Origin of the sequence: Actinomadura scrupuli, from assembly GCF_050971785.1 — a bacterium.
GTDB lineage: Bacteria > Actinomycetota > Actinomycetes > Streptosporangiales > Streptosporangiaceae > Actinomadura_E > Actinomadura_E scrupuli.
The window spans coordinates 141626-162073 of record NZ_JBPCCU010000011.1 but is presented as its reverse complement, the minus strand read 5'-3'; the positions used below and the strand labels follow the sequence as shown (position 1 = coordinate 162073).

At 72.1% G+C, this 20448-nt stretch carries 20 protein-coding genes; 14 read left to right on the top strand and 6 right to left on the bottom strand.

Going from position 1 to position 20448, the window contains the following annotated elements; translation table 11 throughout:
- The first annotated feature begins 7 nt into the window (after positions 1–7).
- Positions 8–472, top strand: a complete 465-nt coding sequence (locus ACRYCC_RS36815) for a nuclear transport factor 2 family protein (protein WP_433818682.1) — start codon at positions 8–10, stop codon at positions 470–472.
- Here ACRYCC_RS36815 and ACRYCC_RS36810 read toward each other — a convergent pair.
- Together ACRYCC_RS36810 and ACRYCC_RS36805 are read right to left on the bottom strand one after the other, a co-directional pair.
- Positions 463–1197 (bottom strand): GntR family transcriptional regulator, encoded by a 735-nt coding sequence (locus ACRYCC_RS36810; RefSeq protein WP_433818681.1) that lies wholly within the window; start codon positions 1195–1197, stop codon positions 463–465. The genes ACRYCC_RS36815 and ACRYCC_RS36810 overlap by 10 nt on opposite strands.
- 72 nt (positions 1198–1269) lie before the next feature.
- Positions 1270–2142: an enoyl-CoA hydratase-related protein gene (locus ACRYCC_RS36805; RefSeq protein WP_433818680.1), complete on the bottom strand. Its 873-nt coding sequence runs from the start codon at positions 2140–2142 to the stop codon at positions 1270–1272.
- Between the two features lie 96 nt (positions 2143–2238).
- Between ACRYCC_RS36805 and ACRYCC_RS36800 the strand changes: the two genes are divergently transcribed.
- From ACRYCC_RS36800 to ACRYCC_RS36770, 7 genes are all read left to right on the top strand, one after another.
- Entirely contained in the window at positions 2239–3447 is a 1209-nt protein-coding gene (locus tag ACRYCC_RS36800) for a CaiB/BaiF CoA transferase family protein (RefSeq protein ID WP_433818679.1), read from the top strand.
- Positions 3444–4004, top strand: coding sequence for a DoxX family protein (locus ACRYCC_RS36795; RefSeq protein WP_433818678.1), 561 nt, complete (start codon positions 3444–3446; stop codon positions 4002–4004). The genes ACRYCC_RS36800 and ACRYCC_RS36795 overlap by 4 nt, the downstream gene beginning before the upstream one ends.
- 58 nt (positions 4005–4062) lie before the next feature.
- A complete protein-coding gene (locus ACRYCC_RS36790) occupies positions 4063–4893 on the top strand; it encodes a FadR/GntR family transcriptional regulator (protein WP_433818677.1) in 831 nt (276 codons plus the stop codon).
- A 174-nt stretch (positions 4894–5067) separates the two neighbouring features.
- A complete protein-coding gene (locus ACRYCC_RS36785) occupies positions 5068–6048 on the top strand; it encodes a Rieske 2Fe-2S domain-containing protein (protein WP_433818676.1) in 981 nt (326 codons plus the stop codon).
- A complete protein-coding gene (locus tag ACRYCC_RS36780; protein WP_433818675.1) occupies positions 6041–6736 on the top strand; it encodes a TetR/AcrR family transcriptional regulator in 696 nt (231 codons plus the stop codon). Before ACRYCC_RS36785 ends, ACRYCC_RS36780 begins: the two co-directional genes overlap by 8 nt.
- A 123-nt stretch (positions 6737–6859) precedes the next feature.
- Positions 6860–8098, top strand: coding sequence for an amidohydrolase family protein (locus ACRYCC_RS36775; protein WP_433818674.1), 1239 nt, complete (start codon positions 6860–6862; stop codon positions 8096–8098).
- A 131-nt stretch (positions 8099–8229) separates the two neighbouring features.
- The gene (locus ACRYCC_RS36770) at positions 8230–8976 is read left to right on the top strand and encodes a GntR family transcriptional regulator (protein WP_433818673.1); all 747 of its coding nucleotides are present in this window, start codon (positions 8230–8232) and stop codon (positions 8974–8976) included.
- Between the two features lie 110 nt (positions 8977–9086).
- Here ACRYCC_RS36770 and ACRYCC_RS36765 read toward each other — a convergent pair whose 3' ends face one another.
- Positions 9087–10367, bottom strand: coding sequence for an amidohydrolase family protein (locus ACRYCC_RS36765; RefSeq protein WP_433818672.1), 1281 nt, complete (start codon positions 10365–10367; stop codon positions 9087–9089).
- Between the two features lie 245 nt (positions 10368–10612).
- Here ACRYCC_RS36765 and ACRYCC_RS36760 point away from each other — a divergent pair, with 245 nt between their 5' ends.
- Positions 10613–12247 carry an AMP-binding protein gene (locus ACRYCC_RS36760; RefSeq protein WP_433818671.1) on the top strand — a complete coding sequence of 545 codons (1635 nt, stop codon included), beginning with the start codon at positions 10613–10615 and terminating at the stop codon, positions 12245–12247.
- Positions 12247–13062 (top strand): enoyl-CoA hydratase/isomerase family protein, encoded by an 816-nt coding sequence (locus ACRYCC_RS36755; RefSeq protein ID WP_433818670.1) that lies wholly within the window; start codon positions 12247–12249, stop codon positions 13060–13062. Before ACRYCC_RS36760 ends, ACRYCC_RS36755 begins: the two co-directional genes overlap by 1 nt.
- Before the next feature lie 7 nt (positions 13063–13069).
- Here ACRYCC_RS36755 and ACRYCC_RS36750 read toward each other — a convergent pair whose 3' ends face one another.
- Entirely contained in the window at positions 13070–13741 is a 672-nt protein-coding gene (locus ACRYCC_RS36750) for a TetR/AcrR family transcriptional regulator (RefSeq protein WP_433818669.1), read from the bottom strand.
- A 151-nt stretch (positions 13742–13892) separates the two neighbouring features.
- On the opposite strand from ACRYCC_RS36750, the gene ACRYCC_RS36745 reads away from it, so the two are divergent.
- Positions 13893–14618 carry a hotdog domain-containing protein gene (locus ACRYCC_RS36745; protein ID WP_433818668.1) on the top strand — a complete coding sequence of 242 codons (726 nt, stop codon included), beginning with the start codon at positions 13893–13895 and terminating at the stop codon, positions 14616–14618.
- Positions 14619–14694: 76 nt separating this feature from the next.
- On the opposite strand, the gene ACRYCC_RS36740 is transcribed toward ACRYCC_RS36745, so the two are convergent.
- Entirely contained in the window at positions 14695–15975 is a 1281-nt protein-coding gene (locus ACRYCC_RS36740; protein ID WP_433818667.1) for a CaiB/BaiF CoA transferase family protein, read from the bottom strand.
- A 58-nt stretch (positions 15976–16033) separates the two neighbouring features.
- Between ACRYCC_RS36740 and ACRYCC_RS36735 the strand changes: the two genes are divergently transcribed.
- Positions 16034–17470: an OB-fold domain-containing protein gene (locus ACRYCC_RS36735; protein ID WP_433818666.1), complete on the top strand. Its 1437-nt coding sequence runs from the start codon at positions 16034–16036 to the stop codon at positions 17468–17470.
- Position 17471: 1 nt separating this feature from the next.
- Positions 17472–18662, top strand: a complete 1191-nt coding sequence (locus ACRYCC_RS36730; protein ID WP_433818665.1) for an acetyl-CoA acetyltransferase — start codon at positions 17472–17474, stop codon at positions 18660–18662.
- Positions 18663–18683: 21 nt separating this feature from the next.
- On the opposite strand, the gene ACRYCC_RS36725 is transcribed toward ACRYCC_RS36730, so the two are convergent.
- Positions 18684–19451: a hypothetical protein gene (locus ACRYCC_RS36725; protein ID WP_433818664.1), complete on the bottom strand. Its 768-nt coding sequence runs from the start codon at positions 19449–19451 to the stop codon at positions 18684–18686.
- Positions 19452–19511: 60 nt separating this feature from the next.
- On the opposite strand from ACRYCC_RS36725, the gene ACRYCC_RS36720 reads away from it, so the two are divergent.
- A complete protein-coding gene (locus ACRYCC_RS36720; protein ID WP_433818663.1) occupies positions 19512–20372 on the top strand; it encodes an enoyl-CoA hydratase/isomerase family protein in 861 nt (286 codons plus the stop codon).
- Positions 20373–20448 lie beyond the last annotated feature (76 nt).

The window sequence follows — 20448 nt, the reverse complement described above, 5'->3', positions numbered from 1 at the left end:
GACCGCGATGACCACCTCGATCACCTCCAAAGATCCCAAGACCCTGGTCGCCGCGTTCTGGGACGCGCTGTACGCCCGGGACTGGCCGAGGCTGCGCACGTTCTTCGGGCCCGAGTCGATCTACTACGACGTGCCGACCGGTCCCGGGGCGGCGGCCCGCGGCCCGGCCGGTATCGAGGCGAGGCTGCGGCTCGGGCTGGAGCGTCTCTCCGGCTACGACCACGGGGAGTCGGTGATCATCGCTGAGGGCGGGACGGTGGTCACCGAGCACAACGAGCTGTGGCGCTGGCCCACGGGGGAGCAGGTCAGCCTGCCGTTCGTGTCCGTGCAGCACGTCACCGACGGCGTGATCACCCTGTGGCGGGACTACTGGGACCTCGGCACGCTGATGGCGGGTGCGCCGGCCGGCTGGCAGGACGAACTGGCCGGCGGCGACCTCTCCTGGGTCGTCGACGTCAGCGATCAGGTCTGAGCCGCGGCACCGGCGTCCGCCGGGGGAGCGGAGAACAGGCCGCGGGCCTTGAGCAGCCCGGCCACCAGATCGCCCTGCCGCTTCAGCATCGTGACGTACTCCTCGGCGGCCCGGTCGGCGTCCCGCTCCCGGACCGCCCGCAGGATCGCCCTGCTGCCGGTCCGCTCCACCTCGATCGCGCCCGGCACGAGCGCGAAGAAGTTGCCCGGCACGAGGCCGACCATGGCGCGCAGCACCGCCCGCAGCCGGGGTGAGCTGGCGGTCTCCAGGATGAGGCGGTCGAACTCGCGGTTCAGCCGGGCCACGATCGCCGGGTCGTCCTGCCCGTCGAGCCTCTCGCAGATCGCCGCCAGCCGCTCGAAGAGCTCGGGCGTGCCGCGTTCGGTGGCACGCCTGGCCGCGAAGCCGTAGACCAGGCCGTACAGCGTGTAGTGGTCGCGTACCGCCGCCTCGTCCAGAGCGCCGATGAACGTGCCGCGGTGGGGTTTGATGGTCACCCAGCCCTCACGTTCGAGCGACAGCAGGGCCTCGCGCACCGGGATGCGGCTGACGCCGAGCGCGCGTGCGATCTCGTCCTGCGGGACGCGGTCCCCCTGCCGCAGGAGCCCGTCGAAGATGAGCCGGCGGATGTAGAGCGCGGCCTGCTCGCCGCTGCTCCGCCGGACCATCGCCTCACCGGGGGGTGGCAGCGAGGCACCGGGGAGGGGCGCCGTCTCTGCGGTCACTGGAGATCCCCCTCGATTGTTTACTTTGTCAAATGTCAAGTATGCACCACTCTTCGGAGTCGGCCGTGCCGCTCATGTCGCGGTGTCCTCGCGGGTCCCGGCGCGTTCCGACACCGCCCGCTGGATCCGGCGTACGGCCTCGGCGAACTCCGGCTGTTCCACCGACCACTGCTGCGCTCGCAGTTCGACGTCGGCGGCCTGCGCGGGATCGGACGTCATGGTGCTCCGGCGGAGCGAGTCCTTGGTACGGCGCACCAGCGCGGCCGGGCGGTCCGCCGCGCGCCGGGCCAGCCGGAGGGCGGTGGCGTCGAGGTCCGCGTCCTCCACGCAGCGCCAGGCCAGACCGGCGGCGGCGGCCTCCGCTCCGGTGAGGGTGTCGCCGCACAGGACCAGGGCGGCGGCGCCCTGCGAGCCGATCCGCCGCGACAGCCGCCACAGGTGGCCGCCGCCCGGATGGATCCCGGCGTCGAGGAAGCGCGGATCGAAGCGGGCGCTCGTCCCGGCGATGACGATGTCACAGGCCAGGGGCAGGTTGACGCCGGCGCCGATCGCCGGGCCGCCCACCGCGGCGATGGTGGGCACCGGCGCCTCCGCCAGCCGCGTCATGCCCGCGTACATCTCCGCCAGCGGGACCCGGCGGTCGAGCAGGCCGTCCAGCGAGCCGCCGGCGCAGAAGACCGGGGGCTCGGCGGTCAGCACGATCGCGCGGGCGCCGCCGGCCAGGGCGCGGTCGACGGCGTCGGCCAGGTCGTCGCTCAGCCGCTTGGACAGCGCGTTCCGGTGCCGCGGGTCGGCCAGGCGGAGCCGTGCCACGCCGGCGTCCAGCGAGAGCCCGACCAGTGACCGGACGGGCCCGGCCCCGCTCCGGCCGTCCGTGGCCCCCGTCCCGTCCCCGCTGGCAGTGCCCGTATCACCGCCCGTATCACCGCCCGCTTCGTCGCTCACCGTCGTCCTCGCCTCCCGCTGGTGCGTCCAGGTACCCCTAGACTGCTATTTTATATACAGAATCAAAGTTGCGGGGCCGAACACCGGAGTGCCGTCATGCTGCCGTTGGAAGGAACCGTCGTCGTCGCGGTCGAGCAGGCCGTGGCCGCTCCCATCTGCACCCGTCACCTCGGCGATCTCGGTGCCAGGGTCATCAAGGTGGAGAACCGCTCCGGTGGCGACTTCGCCCGGGACTACGACGACGTGGTCCGCGGCATGGCCGCCCACTTCGTCTGGGCCAACCGCAACAAGGAGTCGGTCGCCCTCGATCTGAAGCACCCGCTGGGGCGCGAGGCGCTGGCCCGGCTGGTGGAGCGCGCGGACGTGCTGGTGCAGAATCTGGCGCCGGGCGCCGCGGGCCGCCTGGGGCTCGACCCCGCCGAGCTGCGCGAGCGGCATCCCCGGCTCATCACCGTGGACATCTCCGGTTACGGCCAGGGCGGCCCCTACGCCCAGGCCCGCGCCTACGACCTGCTGGTCCAGGCGGAGGCCGGTTCATGCGCCATCACGGGTACCCCGGAGGATCCGGCGAAACCGGGCATCCCGCTCGCCGACATCGGCGCCGGGATGTACGCGCTGTCCAGCGTGCTCGCGGCCCTGTTCGTCCGCGAGCGTACGGGCACGGGCACCGCGATCTCGGTGGGCCTGTTCGACGCGGTGACGGAGTGGATGGGCTTCGCGCTGAACCAGGCCCGTTACGGCGGCTTCGACGTGCGGCCCAACGGGCTCAGCTCGCCGATGGTCGCACCGTACGGCGCCTACCGCACGGCCGACGGCCAGACGCTGGTCCTGGGCACGACCAACGACCGGGAGTGGCGGCGGCTGGCGCTGGAGGTGCTGGGCCGGCCCGACCTCGCGGAGGACCCCCGCTACGCGACCAACAGCGACCGGGTGGCGCACCGCGAGGAACTCGACGCCGTGATCGGGGAGTGGGCGGCCCGGCACCCGCTGGACCGGTGCCGGAAGGCGGCGGGCGTGGCCGGGCTCGGGCACGCCCGGCTCAACACCCCGACCGAGGTGCTCGGCCATCCGCAGCTCGTCGAACGCGGCAGGTGGCGGGAGGTCGGCTCGCCGGTGGGCCCGGTCCAGTGCCTGCTGCCACCGCCGCAGGTGACCGGCTGGGACTGGCGGCTCGACCCGGTGCCGGCCCTCGGCGAGCACACCGAGCCGGTCCTGCGCGAGTTGGGGTTCGGCGCCGGTGAACTGACGGCGATGCGCGCCGAGGGCGTCATCGGGGCACCCGCGGAGAGAGGCGGAACAACGTGATCGAGGCGGATATCGCGGCCGTGGTGCTGCGGGCGGCCATCGGCGGCACCATGATCGCCCATGGCTGGAACCACGCGTTCGGCGGCGGCAGGCTGCCCGGCACCGCGCGGTGGTTCGAGTCGATCGGCGTCCGCCCGGGCCGGGTGCACGCGGTGGTCGCCACGCTCACCGAGCTGGGCGCCGGGTCGTTGCTCGTGCTGGGGCTGCTCAACGCGCTCGCCGCGGCCGCCGTCGTGGGGACCATGGTGGTGGCGCTGGTCACCAACCACCTCAGGAACGGCTTCTTCATCTTCCGCCCGGGGGAGGGCTACGAGTACGTACTGATGATCATCCTGGTCTCCTGCGCGCTGGCCGCGCTCGGCCCGGGCCGGCTGTCGCTGGACCACGCGGCGGGCCTGGGCATGACCGGCTGGGCCGGGCTGCTCATCGCGGTCGCGGCGGGCGGGGGCGGTGCGGCGCTGTTGCTGGTCACCTCCTGGCGGCCCGGACCGGCCAGGCCCGGACCGGCCCGGACCGGTGCGGCGGGGGCGGATCCTGACGGTTCGCCCGATACGTAACATATGAATCATTGCTCTGATCATCGGTAACGCCACAGTTGCCGAGTAGAGTGCTGCCGTGCCCGAACAGATGCGCCAGCCCAGGCTCGCCGAGCTGGTCGCCTCGCGGCTGCGGGAGGAGATCCTCAGCGGCCGGCTCAAGGAGGGCGACAGCCTGCCGCGGCAGGAGGACCTGCTCGCCGACTTCAGGGTGAGCCTGCCCTCGGTCCGGGAGGCCATGCGCATCCTGGAGACCGAAGGCCTGATCTCCGTGCGCCGCGGCAACGTGGGCGGCGCGCAGGTCCACCTGCCGACCGTGCGCCGCACGGCGTACATGCTCAGCCTGGTGCTGCAGGCCAGGCAGGTGGCGCTGACCGACACCGGCACCGCGCTGGGCCGTCTCGAGCCGATCTGTGCCGGGATGTGCGCCGCCCGCCCGGACCGGGAGACGGCCGTCCTGCCGGTGCTGCGGGCGATGCTCGACGAGCAGCAGCAGGCCATCGGCGACGCCGCGGCCTTCAACCGCTCCTCCCGCGAGTTCCACGAGCGCCTCGTCGAGCTGTGCGGCAACGAGACGATGATCCTCGTGGTGGGCGCCATGGAGAGCATCTGGTCGGCCCACGAGGCGGAGACCTTCCAGCATGTCCGGCCCGGCACGGCGCCGGACGCCGACACGATGCGGGCCGCCTTCCGCGACCACCGGGCCCTGCTGCGCGCGATCGAGTCCGGCAACGAGCCCCGGGCGGCCTCCCTCGCGCGAGCCCACCTGGAGGCGACGCAGGCCTACACGCTGGGGCACGACCAGGGCCTCACCGCGGTGGTGGCGGAGCTGGTCAAGGGCGGCGGCCCCGCGAGCCCGCCGCTGCGCGGCACCGCCGGTGCCCGCCCGCCCGCCGACGCCACGCGCTGAAACCCGCGTTCACCCGTCCCCGCAAACGCCTCGTCCCGGATCGGCCCTGCCCGCTGTACGCGCCTGGGATCGAGTGTTATCTTCCGATTGAAGAGACTTCTTGAAGAGATCTCTTTACTACTCGACTCACTGCAGACGACCCCCGGACGGACACCCCAGACGATGGAGGACGCCATGCCGCGTTTCCCGTTCCCGATCCCGAACGGCTGGTTCGCCGTGGCCCGCAGCGACGAGCTCCAGACCGGCCAGGTCGCCTCGGCCCATTACTTCGGGCGGGACCTCGCGCTGTTCCGCACGGCCTCGGGCGAGGCCCGGGTGCTCGACGCCTACTGCGTGCACCTGGGGGCCAACCTGGCCAAGGGCGGGAAGGTCACCGGAGAGCTGCTGGAGTGCCCCTTCCACGCCTGGCGTTACGACGGCGTCTCCGGCCGGTGCCTGGACGTGCCGTACACCGACGCCGAGCCCTCGCCCAAGGCCAGGGTGCGTTCCTACCCGGTCGTGGAGAGGTTCGGGCTGATCTTCGCCTGGCACCATCTCGGTGAGGCCGAGCCGTACATCGAGATGCCGGTCATGGAGGAGTTCGACGACGCCGAGTGGAGCGAGCCCGTCTTCCACGAGTTCAGGTTCGCCACCTGCTGCCAGGAGATGGCCGAGAACAACGCCGACTACGTGCACTTCAAGTACGTCCACGGCATGGAGACGGTCCCGGGCGGCGAGGTGGAGTACGACGGCTTCGTCAAGACCGTGACCGAGCGGCAGGAGTTCAAGAGCAAGAGCGGCAAGGTCCACGCGGTCGACTTCGAGCGCAAGTCCTACGGCATGGGCCTGGGCGCGCTGCGGCTGAAGGGCGTGATGTCCTTCGTCTCGTCGGTCACCCCGATCGACGAGGAGAACGTGCACATCCGCTGGGTCTTCACGATGCCCGAGGCGATGAAGGGGTTCTCCGAGAAGATGATCCAGACCTTCGTCGACGCGGTGGCGGAGGACGTGCCGATCTGGGAGAACAAGATCTACATCGAGAAGCCGCTGCTGATCAAGGGCGATGGCCCGATCATCGAGTTCCGGCACTGGGCCAAGCAGTTCTACGGCGCCGAGGTGCCCCAGGAGGCCTGGGTGCCGTCCCGGGTGAAGCGGCTGGAAGGCACCGGTGTCTGAACGGGCCGCCGGCACGCGCGGCGTCGGGACCCGGGAGCGGATCCTCGACGCCGCCGAGCGTCTGATGGCCGACCGCGGCATCGCGGGGGTCTCCCTCAACGAGATCAACACCGCCGCCGGGCAGCGCAACACCGCCGCCCTGCACTACCACTTCGGCGGGCGGGACGGGTTGCTGCGCGCGATCTTGCAGCGGCATGGGGGCTGGCTGCGGGCCCGGCACGACGAGCTGTACGCGGAGGTCGTCGGCGGCGGCCGTGAGCGGGACGTACGCGGGCTGGTCGAGGTGATCGTGCTGCCGGTCGCGGAGTACATCGGCATGGGGGCGAGCCAGCGCGCGGCCATCCGGATCTGGACCGCCACCCTGGCGCATCCGGCGCTCGCCATCGAGGACGTCCACACGATGGTGGACCCCGCGCTCACCCGGGCCGCCCGGACGCTGGTGGAGATCATGGCCGAGAGCATGCCGCGCGAGCTGGCCGTCGAGCGGCTGGTCGTGGCCTCGCAGTCGGTCATGCACGTACTGGCCGACCGGGCGATCCTGGAGGACACCGCCGGCAGCAGGCGCCGGCCGCTGCCGCTGCCGCTGATGGCGCGCAACCTGGTCGACATGACGGCCGCCGCGCTCACCGCCCCGGTCGCCGAGGCCACGCGAGAGGCCGCCGGGAAGGCCGGGAGCTCGGCCGTGTGATCGTCGGGAACGCCCGGGACGGGCTCGCGGGAGCCGGACTTTCCAGGTAACATGTATAAAGTATATGGAGCTGCCGAAGAGTGGACGGCGGCGAGGCACCCGGCGGCGAACAGGTGGTGGACCATGACGGACCAGACGATCCGTCCGGACGTACTCGGCGAGCGGCTGGCGAAGATCCCCCCGCTGATCGACGTGGACGCGCACGTGGTCGAGCCCCCGGACCTGTGGAGCAGCCGGCTCCCCGCCCGCCATCGCGACGTCGGCCCGCGGATCGTGCGCGCCCCGGCCGGAGAGGTGCGCCTGGTCAACGGCAGGTACGTGGAGAGCCCGGGCACCGAGGGCCCGGACGTGGCGTGGTGGTTCTACGAGAACACCAAGAACCAGATCAAGCGCTACATCGCGTCGGCCGGCGTCCCCGCCGACGAGGTCACCAACGAGGGCATCGACTACGACGACATGCGGCCCGGCTGCTGGATCCCCTCCGAGCGCCTCGCCGACATGGACCTCAACGGCGTCCAGGCCCAGATGTGCTTCCCCAACTACCCGCGGTTCTGCGGGCAGATCTTCCTGTGGGGCAAGGACCGCGAGCTGGCCAGGCTCTGCGTCGAGGCCTACAACGACTGGATGGTCGAGGAGTGGTGCGGCTCCAGCGGCGGCCGGCTCATCCCGCTGTGCATCGTCCCGCTGTGGGACGTCGACCTGGCCGTCGCCGAGGTACGGCGCAACGCGGCCCGCGGCGTCCGGGCGGTCGCCTTCAGCGAGCTGCCCGCCTATCTCGACCTGGCCAGCCTGCACTCGGGCTACTGGGACCCGTTCTTCGCGGCCTGCCAGGAGACCGGGACGGTGCTGTCCATGCACATCGGCTCGGGGACCAGGACACCGCAGACCTCCGCGGACGCGCCCGGCGCGGTCGGCGCCACCATCATCTTCGGCAACAGCGTCGCCAGCATGACCGACTTCCTGTTCTCCGGCGTGCTGCACCGCTATCCGAACCTCAAGCTGCTGTACGCGGAGGCGCAGATCGGCTGGATCCCGTACCTGCTCGAGCGGGTCGACGACGTGTGGGAGACCCACCGGGGGTGGTCGCACGGCCAGGACAACTGCCCGGAGCCGCCGTCCACCTACTACCGCAGGCAGATCACGAGCTGCTTCTTCAAGGACGCCGCGGGCGTCGAGATGCTGGACCGGATCGGCCTGGACAACGTGACGTTCGAGACCGACTACCCGCACCAGGACGGCACCTGGCCGCACTCGCGGGAGGCCGCCGCGATGCAGTTCGGCCATCTCGACCAGGATGCGATCAACAAGATCGCCAGAGGTAACGCGATCAAGCTCCTGGGTCTCGATCTTCCGGAGCCGTGACGGTCCCCGCGGGGGCCGGTCCCGGTGAAGGTCCGGGCCGGCGGGGTGACGCGGGAGGCCGGGTCGACCCCGCCGGGCTGCTAGTTTTGGGCTGAAGCGGGTGGTGGTGGACCGCCCGCCGCACGGAGGAAGTGAGAGCGATCGCGCGCCGTCAGCAACCCAGCGTGCACATGCCCGAGTCGGGGGAGGCCGGTCTGAGCCTGCCGGGCCAGGGCCTGTCGCGGATCAGCAGCGGCGAGCAGGTGCGGCTGTACGTACGCCGGTTGATCTTCGACGGAGTGCTGCGCCAGGGCCAGCGCGTGCCGCAGGACGCGATCGCCCAGACCCTCGGCGTCTCGCGGATCCCGGTCAGGGAGGCCCTCATCGCGCTGGAGCGCGAGGGCTGGATGACGATCATTCCGCACCGCGGCGTCTTCGTGAACGCCCTGGACGAGTCCTCGGTACGCGACCACTACGAGCTGTACGGGCTGTTCTACGGCTTCGCCGTCCGGCGGGCCGTCGAGCGGCAGGGGCCGGAGCTGGCCGAGCGGCTGGCCCCGATCCAGCGCCAGATCGCCGAGTGCGAGGACGTCACCCGGCTGCACGAGCTGACCCTCGACTTCCACCGGCTGGTCGTGGAGGCCGCGAACTCACCGCGGCTGCGCAGCATGCTCCGGCAGATGACGGGCATCGTCCCGGGCAACTTCTTCGAGCTGGTGCCCGGCGCCGCCGAGGTCGAGCGGGTGGGCACGGCCGCCATCGTGCGGGCCATCGAGCGCGGTGACGCGGCGCGGGCCGACGGCGAGTACACCACGATGCTGCGCAACCAGGGAGACCTCGTGCTCGACCTGTTCCGCGGCCGCGGCATGTTCGAGGAGACCTCGCCCGCCCCCTCCTGACCGGCCCCCGATCTGCTGACCCCTTCCGTGATCATGCAATCAATCGACGATGGATTGCATGATCACGGAAGTTACGGGAGACGGCCCCGGCTCGGGGGCGCCGGGGCGGGTCAGGCGGTGGCCGATTCGGCGAGCTTGCCCATCTCGATGCCGACCGACTTCTCGAAACGCCCCTTGTCGTAGGACTTGATGCTCACGTCGTGGTCCCCGGCCTCGGCGCGCAGCGCGCCCACGGTGGACTGCTCCCTGGTGCGGTGCACGAACGGGTCGAAGGAGTACCACCGCATCGCGTTCTCATACGTGATCTTGTTGATCTCGTCGTCGGGCACGCCCGCCGCGACCGCCGCGAGCTCCTCCGGCGCGTTCGGCCAGGACGAGTCCGAGTGCGGGTAGTCGCACTCCCACGCGATGTTGTCGATGCCGATGAGGTTGCGGAGCTGCACGCCGACGGGGTCGGAGATGAAGCAGGTCAGGAAGTGCTCGCGGAAGACGTCGCTGGGCAGCTTGCCGCCGAAGTCCTGGCCGGTCCACAGGTGGTGCATGTCGTAGGTGCGGTCGATCCGGTCGAGGAAGTACGGGATCCAGCCGGTGCCGCCCTCGGACAGCGCGAACTTGATGTCCGGGAACTTCTTGATCACCCGGGACCAGACCAGGTCGGCCGCGGCCTGGCAGATGTTCATCGGCTGCAGGGTGATCATGACGTCGATCGGCGCGTTCGGTGCCGTGACCGAGAGCTGGCCGGAGGAGCCGAGGTGGATGGAGACGACGACGTTCTCGTCGCAGACCGCCTTCCACAGCGGGTCCCAGTGCTCGTCGTGGAAGCTCGGGTAGCCCAGGGTCGCCGGGTTCTCGGTGAAGGTGATCGAGTGGCAGCCCTTCGCGGCCACCCGGCGCACCTCCGCGGCGCACAGCTCCGCGTCCCACAGCACCGGCAGGGCCATCGGGATGATCCGGCCGGGGTAGGTGCCGGCCCAGTCGTCGATGTGCCAGTCGTTGTAGGCGCGCAGCACCGCCAGCGCCAGGTCCTTGTCCTCGGCCGCGGCGAAGAGCCGTCCGCTGAAGCCCGGGAAGGACGGGAAGTTCATCGACGCGAGGATGCCGCCCGCGTTCATGTCCTTGATGCGCTCGTGGATGTCGTGGGTCCCGGGCCGGATCTCGTCGAAGGCGGTCGGCTCGATGCCGTACTCCTCCTTGGGGCGGCCGGCGACGGCGTTCAGCCCGATGTTGGGGATGATCGAGCCGTTGAAGGTCCAGACGTCCGACCCGTCCTTCCGCCGGATGATCTTAGGGGCCTGGTCGCGGTACTTCTCCGGAATGTGGTTCTCGAACATGTCCGGAGGTTCCACGACGTGGTCGTCGACGCTGATCATGATGAGTTCTTCAGCGTTCATGGGGCTCCTCGGGGGGTGGTCCGCACGACGCCAGGCCGTGCCTCGGCAGCAGATCGAACCGTGATGTCAATTTAGTGAACACCAGTTCAGATGGTGGCGCAAGAGCTCCTTCGGCCCGTGTGGAGGGCCCCGCGTCAGGGGTGTGTCGCAGATCAGAACTGGATTGGATAATATATGCACGTCCTGGACCAGGGCGTGGGGCGCACTTGCCCGCCCGGTCCGAGCCGGACCGAAGGAGAGCACGGATGCCCGACTGGGTGGACGCCGAGCAGCAGACCCTGCTCGATCTGCTGGACCGCCGTCTCTCGCGGGACCCGGATGGTCCCTTCCTGGACTGCTGCGGCACGCCCTTCACCGCGGCCGAGATCGACCGCGAGTCCAACCGGGTGGCGGGCGCCCTGGCCGAGCTGGGGGTACGGCACGGTTCGACCGTCGCCACGATCCTGGAGAACGGCCCCGCCGCGGTGCTGTCGTGGTTCGCGATCCACAAGCTCGGGGCCATCTCGGTGCCGGTCAACACCGCACTGAAGGGCCCGCTGCTGCGGCACCAGCTGACCGACGCCGACACCGCCGTCGTCATCGCGCAGGAGGACCTGGCCGAACGCCCGGTGGAGATCCTGGACTCCATCGAGTCCGTACGGCACCTGGTGGTCGTGGGCGACCCCGCGCAGGCCGCGAGCAGCGGGATCACGGCGAAGGTGCACGCCTGGTCGGACCTGGAGGGCGCCGACGACGCCCGGCCGGGCGTGCTGGTGCGGCCCGCGGACCTGGGCACGATCGTCTACACCGGAGGCACCACCGGTGCGTCCAAGGGGTGCGCGCTCAGCCACAACTACCATCTGACGATCGCCCGCCAGATCATCTCCTCCTGGGGGCGGACCCCCGAGGACGTGGTGTGGAGCCCGCTGCCGCTCTTCCACTTCAACGCCATCTCCTGCATGCTCACCGGCACGCTGATCAGCGGCGGCAGGGCCGCGCTGTCCCGCCGCTTCTCGGTCTCCGGCTTCTGGCCGGAGATCAACCGCACCGGCGCGACGATCGCGTCGCTGCTCGGCTCGCTCGCCGTGATGGTGGCCCGGTCCGACGACCACCCGCAGGGCAAGGGGTCCGGCACGCCGGAGGCCAACACCACCCTGCGGCTGCTGACGGGCGCGCCGATCCCGCCGGAGGTCGACGAGCTCTTCCGCAGGCGCTTCGGCATCGGCACGTTCAGCAACGCCTACGGCACCACCGAGGCGTCGCTCATCTCGTGGCTGCCGCCGGGCCGCCCGGGCCGTCCGGGTTCGGCGGGCATCGTGAACTCCGAGACCTTCAGCGTCAAGATCTTCGACGACGACGACCGGGAGGTGGCGCCCGGCGAGGACGGCGAGATCGTCTGCCGCCCGCGGATGCCGTACGCCATGTTCGAGGGTTACTGGCAGCGGCCCGAGGCGACGGTGGCGGCCTGGCGCAACCTGTGGTTCCACACCGGCGACATCGGGCGCATCGACGAGGACGGATACCTCTTCTTCGTCGACCGGAAGGCCGACTACATGCGGCGCCGGGGCGAGAACATCTCGAGCTGGGAGCTGGAGAAGGTGTTCCACGAGCACCCCGACGTGAAGGACGTGTGCGTGCACGCGGTGGCGAGTGAGGTCAGCGAGGACGACGTCAAGGCGACGGTCATCCTGCGGGAGGGCGCGGCGCTCACCGAGGAGGGGCTGTGCCGCTGGGCGATCGAGCAGCTGCCCTACTACGCGGTGCCGCGCTACTTCGAGTTCCGTGCCGAGCTGCCGCTCAGCCAGACCGGCCGTACCACCAAGAACCTCCTGAAGGAGGCGGGCGTCACGCCCGCGACCTGGGACCGTGAGGCCGCCGGCGTGACCTTCGAGCGCCGCTGATGGGCGCCGAGACGGTCGGGCTCGAGGGCGACGACCTAGGCACGCCCTACCTGCGCTTCGAACGGCGCGGCCCGCTGGCCTGGTGCGTCATCGACCGGCCCGACTCGCGCAACGCGCTGACCAGCGCGATGTACTTCGGGGTGCGGCGGGCCGTCGACCTGGTCAACCGCGACCCCGGCCTGGGCGCCCTGATCATCACCGGCACCGGGGACGTGTTCGTGCCCGGCGGTGAGCTGCGCGGCCGGGAACCCGACCGCTGGCTGGACTTCCCCGATCTGCTCGGCAACGACTGCACGCCGTTCGAGGCGATCAGACGTTCCCCGAAGCCGGTGGTCTCGGCGGTCAACGGTCTCGCGCAGGGCGGCGGGCTGCTCATCGCGATGCTCTCGGACGTCGCCGTCGCCGGGCGGAGCGTCACGGTCCGGGCCCCCGAGCTGCTGCGCGGCATCGCCGACACCGGCTACGCCGCCTACCTGCCCGCGCAGATCGGGATCGCCAGGGCCCGGGACATGCTGCTCACCGGACGGGTGGTGACGGCGGAGGAGGCCGAGCGCTGGGGGATGTTCACCCGGGTCGTCCCGGACGAGGAGGTCCTCGCCCAGGCGGAGGAGATCGCGATCCAGATCTGCCGCACCGCGCCGCAGGCGAGGCTGCACATCAAGCGGATCATCAATGACAACTACGACCGGGTCGACCGGATGACCTTCGACGCCCTGCTGTTCGGTGACGAGATGGTCGAGGGCACCCGCGCGTTCGCCGAGAAACGCGAGCCGTCGTGGGTGCCGCCGGAGTTCCGTACCGGCGGCAGGCTGTGACGTGAGATCACTCGCGCGGCAGCACGAACGCCGCCTCCAGCACCTCGTGCAGCTGCTCCAGCGGCAGCCGCCCGGTGCCCGCGCCGGTGGCGTCCCCGCCGGCCATGGTGGTCGCGGCGTCCTCGCCGGTGGCGAGCTCCGCGGCCTGGAACGCGCTGACCAGGCCGGACAGCATCCGGGCCAGCAGGACCGGATCGCCGGACCGCAGCTCGCCCGCCTGCTGGCCGCGCCGGAACAGATCCGCCTGCATCCGCTGGGCGGTCCGGAAGTTCTCCAGGATCTGGCTGTCGTCGGGCGGCTCGGACAGCGGCGGTGCGATCGAGCCGCCGCGCAGCACGAGCCGGCCGAACTGCGGGAAACGGCGGAAGAAGCCGACCTGCCAGTCCGCGAGCTCGATGAGCTGCCGGCGTGGCGGCCGGTCGGCGGACAGCACCTCGCGCATGCCCGGCAGGAACTCCGCCGCCCGCCGCAGGAAGATCTCCCGGTAGATGTCGTCCTTGCCGGAGAAGAGGGCGTAGACCGTGCCGACGGAGAACTCCGCGAGCTCGGCGATCTCCCGCAGGGACGCCTCGTGAAAGCCCTCGCGGGCGAAGACCTGCTCGGCCGCGTCGAGGACCTGGTCCCTGCTGAGCGCCCGGCGGTGCTCTCGGCGCTGCTCTCGCAGACTGCGCTCGGTCATCGACTGCGTGCTCTCCCCATGGACGGCCGTGTGCATCGTAACCGGTCGGCCCGATGAGCCTTACGCGCGGGCCGCGCGGTGGTCGAGCGCTCCGGTACGGGCGGTGACCGGCGATCGGCATCCGGCCCACATCTACCCGACAGAGGTCCCAATGACAGACACGTCCGCAGACACCCCGGCAGGCGACCCCGCAGGCCCTCCACCCGGCGCACCGGCGGCGGAGCACCCGGCCCTGGCCGGCCGTGCGCTGGAGGCCGGGGCGCTCACCGACGCCGTACGCCGCCTGATCGGGCTGTGCGTCACCACGACCGCGCCGGCGGTGGCGACGATGGCCGCCGCGCGGGCACTGGACGTCATCGCGGACGCGCTGGAGCGGCATGTGCCCGACCCGCTGTTCCCCAAGACCCTGATGACCGACCCCGGCGACGGCGAGACCGACCTGGCGGCCCGGATGCCGTTCGACTTCGTCATCGGGCGGCACAACCCGCTCGCGCTGCCGCTGGACCTGACCTTCGAACCGCCTGTGGCGCTCCTCCGCGGGGCGTTCACCAGGCCGTACGAGGGGCCGCCGGACTGCGTGCACGGGGCGGTGCTGGCCGCGTCCTTCGACATCGTGTTCGCGGCGGCGAACTTCATCGCCGGCCTGCCGGGACCGACGGCGAAGCTGGAGATCACCTATCGCCGTCCGACGGCCCTGTACGAGCCGTGCCTGTTCGAGGGCCGGGTGGAGGCCCGGGAGGGCAGGCGGGTACGGACGGTCGGGCGGCTGATCCAGCGCGACCGGGTCACGGTGGAGGCGGCCGGTGACTTCGTGCTGCTGGACCGGGCCGACATCGCCCGGATGGCCGAGCGGGCCCGTACCGGCCACGGCGGCTGACCGGCCGGCGGCACGGTCCGGAGGCCGGCGCGCCCGTCGCGGGCCGTACCGGCCGGCGGGCCCTACCGGCCGGCGGTCAGGCGATCACGCCGTCGGCGCGCAGCGCCTCGAGCTCGGCGGGCGCCAGGCCGAGCTCGGCGGACAGCACCGCGTCGGTGTGCTCGCCGAGCCAGGGTGGCCTGGTCTCGGTGCCCGCGGCGACGGCGCTCATCTTGACCGGGTTGCCCGGCACCAGGATCGGCTGCTCGACGCCGTCGGTGCGCGGCACCTGGACGAGCATGTTGCGGGCGGCGACGTGCGGATCCGCCACCACCTCCGCGTCGGTGAGGCACGGCCCGGCGGCGATGCCCGCGGCCCCGAGCGCCTGGCAGGCCTGGAGCTTGGTCAGCCCGGCGGCCCAGCCCTCCACCGCCGGGCGGAGCACGCCTTCGAGGTGGTCGACCCAGCCCTGCCGGGTGGCGAACCTCGGGTCGGCGGCCCACTCCGGATGGCCGATCAGCTCCACCAGCTTGACGAAGTGCGGCTCGCGGCCCACCTGCAGGACGAACCAGCCGTCCTTGGCGCGGAAGCCGTGCATGATGAGCGGCCCGAGGTCGCCGCCGCGCAGCCCCATCGACCAGAAGTTGGTCACGATGTCGGTCATGGCGATCATCGCGTCGAACATCGCGACGTCGACGTACTGCCCGGTGCCGGTGGCCTCGCGGTGCCGCAGCGCGGCGAGGATGCCGATGGTGGCGAACAGCGCGGCGCCGATGTCGCCCAGCGCGCCGACCGGTGCGACGGCCGGCGGGGAGTCACCGGTCCGCTTCATCTCGTAGATGCCCGACATCGCCTCGACGATGGGGGCGAAGGCGGGCCAGTCGCGGTACGGGGTCGGCGCGGTGTTGCCGAATCCCGACACCGAGACGTAGATCCCGGCCGGATGCGCCGCGGCGAAGTCGTCGTGGCCGAGGCCGAGCCGGGCCATCGCGCCCGCCTTGGAGTTCTCCGCGATCACGTCGAAGCCGCGGGCGAGGCGGAGCACCAGGTCGCGCCCGCGCGGGTCCTTGAGGTTGACGCAGATGCTGCGTTTGCCCAGGTTGTTGCGGAGGAACGTGGCGCCCACCCGGCGGCCCTGCGGGTCGGTCATGGCCGGCAGTGAACCGCGCCCCGAGTCGCCGCCCTTCGGGGACTCCACCTTCACCACGTCGGCCCCGAGCCGGGCGAGCAGCTGGGTGGCGAAGGGGAGGGCCTGCATCTGCTCGAGCGCCAGGATGCGCACCCCGTCGAGGGGGAGGCCGCCCGCCGGCCGGGGGGAGGCGTGCTGCTCGGAGGCGGGCTGCGCGGAGGCGGGCTGCGCGGAGGCGTCTGGTCCCATGGCCGTGAGTGTAATTGCAGATTAGATGTTTTATGAAATCTACACTTAGACTGCTCCCATGCGCGGAATCCTGGGATGGGGCGGATATCTGCCCTACCGGCGGCTGGACCGTACGACGATCCCGGCGGTGGCCGGCGCCGGTGGCGGCCGGGGGACCCGGACGGTGGCCTGCTACGACGAGGACACCACGACGATGGGCGTGGCGGCGGCCCGCGAGGCGCTGCGCGGCGCGGGCACCGGGCCGCGGGCGCTCTGGTTCGCCACCACCGAGCCCGCCTACCTGGACAAGACCAACGCGACCGCCGTGCACGCCGCGCTCCGGCTGGACCGCACGGTGGCGGCCTACGACGCCGTCGGCTCGGTGCGCTCGGCGATGGGCGCGCTGCGGGCCGGGCTCGACGGTGCCGGTGCGGCGCTGGTGGTGGCCGCCGACCTGCGCACCGGCCTGCCGGGCGGGCCGGACGAGGCGGCGGGCGGAGACGGTGCGGCCGCCCTGCTGGTCGGCTCGGACGCGGACGGCCCGGTGCTCGCGGAGCCGGCCGGCTGGGCGTCGCTCACTGAGGAGTTCCTGGACCGGTGGCGCGCCCCCGGTGCCCCGGCGTCCCGGCTGTGGGACGAGCGGTTCGGCGAGACCCGCTACACCGCGCTGGGCGCCGAGGCGCTCAAGCTCGCCCTGGAATCGGCGGGCGCCGAAGCGGGCGAGGTGTCGACGCTGATCGTGGCGGGCCCGCACGGCCGGGCGGCCAAGGCGTTCGCGGCGGCGTCCGGCGTGCCTGCCGAGCGAGTGGCCGACCGGCTGGACGCGCGGGTCGGCAACCCCGGCGCGGCCCAGCCCGCCCTGCTGCTGGCCGCCGCACTGGAGACCGCCGCGTCCGGGCACGCCGAGCCGGGCCGGGTGATCGTGCTGGCCACGCTGTCGGACGGCGCGGACGTCGCGGTGTTCCGCACGACCGCGGCGCTGGCCGGTCACCCGGTGGCGCGGCCCATCGCCGCCCAGGTGGCGGCCGGTGCGCCGGTGAGCTACGGCACCTACCTGGCCTGGCGCGGCATGCTGCCGGTGGAACCGCCCCGGCGGCCCGAGCCGGCCCGCCCGTCGGCGTCGGCGGCGGGGCGCAACAGCGAGTGGAAGTTCGGCTTCGTCGGCTCGGTGGGGGAGGACGGCACGGTGCGGCTGCCCCCCTCGCCGCTCGACGACGCCCGCCGCCCGATGGCCGACGCGGTCGGGACGATCGTGACCTTCACCGTGGACCGGCTGGCGTACTCGCCCAGCCCGCCGGTGGTGTTCGCGGTGGTCGACTTCGACGGCGGCGGGCGGCTGCCGGTCGAGCTGACCGACGTGGACGAGCGGGAGGTCGAGATCGGCGGCCGGGTCGAGATGACCTTCCGGCGGCTGTTCACCGCAGACGGCGTCCACAACTACTTCTGGAAGGGCCGGCCGGTCCGCGACACGGGCCCGGCCGTACGGGACGCGGCGGACGTGGGAGGGGAGGGCTGACGTGGGCTCGCATGGGATCAAGGACCGGGTCGCCATCATCGGCATGGGCTGCACCCGGTTCACCGAGCACTGGGACAAGGGCGTCGACGAGCTGCTGCTCGCGGCGACCTCCGAGGCGTTCGGCTCGGCCGGGGTGACCAAGGAGCAGGTCGACGCGTTCTGGCTCGGCACGGCGCAGTCGGGGATGAGCGGGCTGACGCTCTCCCGCCCGCTCCGCCTGCGAGGCAAGCCGGTCACCCGGGTGGAGAACTACTGCGCCACCGGATCGGAGGCGCTGCGCCAGGCCGCCTACGCCGTCGCGAGCGGGGCGTACGACATGGCGATGGCGGTCGGCGTGGAGAAGGTGAAGGACTCCGGCTACCAGGGGCTCAACGCGTTCCCGATCCCCAACGACGGGACACAGCGGACGCTGACGGCGGCGGCGATGTTCTCCATGGTCGCCCCCGCCTACGCCCGGCGGTACGGGGTGGGCGACGAGGAGATGCGCACCGTCCTGGCCAGGATCGCCGCCAAGAACCACGCCAACGGCGCCCGCAACCCCCGCGCGCAGTTCCGCAAGGAGATGTCGGTCGAGAGGCTGTGCGCCATGCCCGCCGTGGCCGGCGGGCTGTCGGTGTTCGACTGCGCGGGGGTCGCCGACGGGGCCGCGGCGGCGATCGTCGTACGGGCCGAGGACGCCCACCGCCACACCGACCGGCCGCTGCTGATCAAGGCGCTCTCGCTCATCGCCGGGGACGGCTCCGGGGTGACCGACCCGGGCTACGACTACACCACCTTCCCCGAGGTCGCCGCCTCCGCCGCCGACGCGTACGCCCAGGCGGGCATCGCCTCGCCGCGCGACGAGCTGGCCATGGCCGAGGTGCACGACTGCTTCACCCCGACCGAGCTGGTGCTGATGGAGGACCTGGGCCTGGCCGACCGGGGGACCGCCTGGAAGCAGGTGCTGGCGGGCGGGTTCGACCTGGACGGAGACCTGCCGGTCAACCCCGACGGCGGGTTGAAGTCCTTCGGCCACCCGGTGGGCGCGTCCGGGCTGCGGATGATGTTCGAGGCCTGGCTGCAGCTGCGCGGCGAGGCGCCCCCGGAGCGCCGCATCTCGACGTACGGGTCGCGCTCGCTGGCGCTCACCCACAACCTGGGCGGCTACCCCGGCGAGATGGTCAGTTTCGTCTCCGTCGTCGGCACGGCCTGACGGGTGCGCACCGGCCCGGGATCAGTCCTCCCAGTCGGTGCGGTCGTCACGGGAGGGCTGACGGCCGGTGCGCAACGGTGACAATGGCGAGTCGACCAGCAGGATCCGCTCGCGGTCGCGGACGAGGTCGGAGCCGCGCGACAGCACGTCGCCCCGGCCGCCGCGCGAGAGATCCTGCTCGACCGCGGCCCAGGACTCCCAGCTCGGGATGCTCCACAGCAGCACGCACTCCTGGTCGCTGCGCATCGCCGTCCACCAGGCCCCGGCGAGCCGCCAGCCGGTGCGTTCGCGGACGGCCGCGGCCCCCTCCTGCACCGTGTCGAGGAACCGCCGGGCGGACCCGGAGCCGACCGTGATCAACTCATGGGCGTAGACCTCGCCGCCCGCCTCCTCCTTGCACAGCTCCTCGATGGTCAGGGTGTCGGGGTGCGGCACCAGCAGCCGGTCGAACCCCCCGGAGCGCAGGTCGGCGGCGGCGGCCCACCACTTCGCCAGGGCCGGATCCTGCAGAGTGGTGTTGCCGAACTCGAGCCGGAACGACGAGGCCAGGCCGTCGAAGCCGTCCTCCTCCCAGAGGTTCACCACCTGCGGCCAGTGCCCGGTGGAGCCGACCACGCCCCAGACGCCGTAGCAGAGCTGGTGGCGCTGTTCCTGGGCGATCGGGCTCCAGTTGGCGGTCATGTGGTGCATGTACCGCGCCCGGTTCTGCTTGGTGATGGTGATGAACTCGTGGATGTAGACCTTCTCGTTCACCGCGTACTCGCCTCTCGCCGTCCGGGCCAGGTTCACCGATGATAATGTTTTATACAATTTACACCGCTGCGGCCGTCTGCCCGTTGCCCGGCGGCGGTGACCGGACGGAAGGCGGTGCGGCACGTGCCCGAGCAGGCTCCCACTGACGACCTCCTGTGGGAGGTCACCCCGGAAGGCGTCGGGTGGCTGACGCTGAATCGGCCGCAGGCCGGCAACTCCCTCACCGGCGGCCAGCGGGAACGTATCATCGCCCGGCTCACCGAGGCCGGTGGCGACCAGCGCGTGCGGGCGATCGTGCTGACGGGCGCGGGGGAGCGGCACTTCTGCACCGGGGCCGACCTGGGCGGCTCCCCGGCCCCGGCGGTGCCCCTGCCGGAGGGCGCGCCCGAGCGCCCGGCGGGCACGGTGGCCCGCGCCATCGCCGGCGGCGCGCAGCGGCTCGTCGCCGCCGTGCTGGACTGCGAGAAGCCGGTCATCGCCGCGGTCAACGGCACCGCGGCGGGCATCGGCTGCCATCTCGCGTACGCCTGCGACCTGGTGCTGGCGGCGGACTCGGCGAAGTTCATCGAGGTCTTCGTCCGGCGCGGCCTGGTCGTCGACGGCGGCGGGGCGTACCTGCTCACCCGCCTGATCGGGCCGCAGCGGGCCAAGGAGCTGATCTTCTTCGGCGACGACCTGCCCGCGGCCGAGGCGTACCGGATGGGACTGGTGAACCGGGTCGTGCCCGCCGGGGAACTGCGCGCCACCGCGGTGGACTGGGCGGCGCGGCTGGCCGCCGGGCCCACCGTCGCGCTCGGCCTGGGCAAGCGGCTGGTCAACCGGGCGCTGGACGGCGACCGGGCCACGTCGCTGGCCGAGGAGGCCCTGGCCGCGGAGGTCAACATGACGAGCGCCGACGGCCAGGAGGGCCTCCGCGCCTTCGTCGAGCGGCGCAAGCCGGCGTTCCGCGGCTGGTGAGGACGGACCGCGTCACCGACCTGCTCATCTGTAGAGTCACGGCACATTGACGGTGCGCTCGCGTGCCGCTCGACGC